The organism is Nocardia sp. NPDC058497 (assembly GCF_042720195.1).
Lineage (GTDB): Bacteria > Actinomycetota > Actinomycetes > Mycobacteriales > Mycobacteriaceae > Nocardia.
In genome coordinates this window covers 1-1,948 of the sequence record NZ_JBHXMY010000838.1, presented here as the reverse complement: position 1 = coordinate 1,948, position 1,948 = coordinate 1, and the positions used below count along the sequence as shown (strand labels likewise).

The window sequence follows — 1,948 nt, the reverse complement described above, 5'->3', positions numbered from 1 at the left end:
AGAAGCGGAACCAATAATAATATTGGCACTGACATTCATCGACACACTATTGAGTTCTCAAAGAACACACGCACAAGCTTCTACCCACAACATTTATTAGGGGCTTCAGCGAGGCAGGGTTCTAACTTAGCTCATGCCCGCATCCGGATGCAAATCCGGTTCAGGTGAGCCTTCTTACTTGATGTTGTCGGCGCTCATCGTCCAACCTCGTTTCCCTGGTACTCGGTACCGGGTCGGTGTCCGTGTCGCTCTGACTGGAATTAATTTACGTGTCGACAAATGCAATGTCAAATTCCCTAGTCAGGGGATGTTTCGCCCGTGTTGTCACGAACCACCGGCCGGTACGGTGGCTCGTGGACGCGACAATGGGAGGGTCGGCGATGGCGGTACACAGTGGGAAGCGACGACGACTGCGCCGGGTACTCGGGGCCGGGTTGGTCGTCGCGGGTGGGTTGGTGCTCGTCACCGCGGGCGCGAATGCGGCTATGTGGGCTATGTCGTCCGGCCATCGGAGCGATGTGGCGGGGGCACCGGGGGCGCCGGTCGTGATTGTTCCCGGAGCGAGGGTCGCGACGGACGGCACTCCTATGGCCTATCTCCGGGGTCGGCTCGACGTTGCCATCGAATTGGTGGCCGCGGGGAAGGCCGGCGAGATACTGCTGTCGGGGGACGCGGGTGGGACCTCAGGTGACGAGATCGCTTCGATGACCCGGTATCTGCTGGCCAAGGGCATTGATCCGGCGATCGTGCGAGCCGATGGGGAAGGGCTGTCGACGCGGGAGACGTGTGAGCGGGCGCGGTCGATATACGGGGTCGAGCGGGCGATCATCGTGAGTCAGTATCAGCATCTGCCGCGGGCGGTCGCGTTGTGCCGGGTGGCGGGGATCGAGGCCGATGGGGTGGTCGCGTATTGCGATTGTCGACGGGTCACCGAGGTGCGCAACAACATCAGGGAGTGGCTCGCGGCGCCCAAGGCCGTCGCGGAGATGGTGCTGCGCTGAGGTTTCCAGGGTTGGACGCGTCGAGCCAGCCGTTGCTACGTCACCCGGCAGCGCCGCTACGTAGAAGAGCGGAACAGCTTCTGCCACCACCTCGACGGGGTTGGTGGCGGGAGCGCGACAGGGACGTCCTTCGGCGGGGTTGGTGGTGGGGGCGCGACAGGGACGTCCTTCAACTGGGTCCAGGGCGGGCCTGCCAAGAGAGTCCGGCACCCCTCGTGGATCGAGTCGCGAAGAACATCGGGGTCCCAATAGTTGTCGTCGAGTCCCCAAGAGAAGCCATCGAAATCGGTAGCCAGATCAGCTAGGTCAGGACTACCGGCTTCCGGCGTGACAGCGAGGTGGTACAGCTCAGACGCCATCCGGCTCACCTGCTCGACGTAGACCCCTTCCCCAGCGAGCACGGCTGCCGCGTCCTTCTTGACCCGACGTAACCGCACCTCGACCTCGCGCGCCGACCAGGTCGCTTCGTTGTCCGCGATGATGCAGATATAGGACAACGCGGTGCGGAACAGGGCGGGTGCGTCGCGAGTGTCGGTTCGATGCAGGCAGGCGAGTTCGACCAGGGCCGGGGTGTCGTGGCCGCGGGCCAGCGCCTCGGCGGCCACCATCGGCAGGTCCTCGCCCGCGAGGTAACCCACCGCGAAGCGGTCGGCGGCACTGTCGAGTTCGTTCACTCGGGTAAGCCTGCGGTCGGCACGGGTCGGCGTCAACGGAGATTTCGCCGACGACGTTTTCACGGCGGAAGAACGGTCAACACTATCCGTCGGTCCGGGAGCTGCGAGGACCGATTCCGATCACCGCGCTGATCAGCGCTTTCCAGGAGGACATTGTGCGAATCGTCAAGGCAGTAGCGGTCAGTCTGGCTGTTGCGGCTGCCACAGTTGTGGGTGCGGGTTCCGCCGCCGCGGAGCCGGAACAGAAGGAGAACGTCTATATCGATGTGTACG

The 1,948-nt window shown here is 63.5% G+C and carries 2 protein-coding genes; one reads left to right on the top strand and one right to left on the bottom strand.

All coding sequences use genetic code 11. The annotated features are described in order from the left end of the window. Positions 1–284 precede the first annotated feature (284 nt). Positions 285–1,001, top strand: a complete 717-nt coding sequence (locus ACFWPJ_RS31585) for a vancomycin high temperature exclusion protein (RefSeq protein WP_378856996.1) — start codon at positions 285–287, stop codon at positions 999–1,001. Between the two features lie 56 nt (positions 1,002–1,057). Here ACFWPJ_RS31585 and ACFWPJ_RS31580 read toward each other — a convergent pair whose 3' ends face one another. Then, on the bottom strand, positions 1,058–1,675 hold the full coding sequence (locus tag ACFWPJ_RS31580; RefSeq protein WP_378856994.1) for a hypothetical protein: 618 nt from the start codon (positions 1,673–1,675) through the stop codon (positions 1,058–1,060). Positions 1,676–1,948: the final 273 nt, after the last annotated feature.

Excerpts from the sequence above, each read along its gene's own strand:
- ACFWPJ_RS31585 (WP_378856996.1), top strand. The coding sequence starts at position 285 with ATGTCAAATTCCCTAGTCAGGGGATGTTTCGCCCGTGTTGTCACGAAC.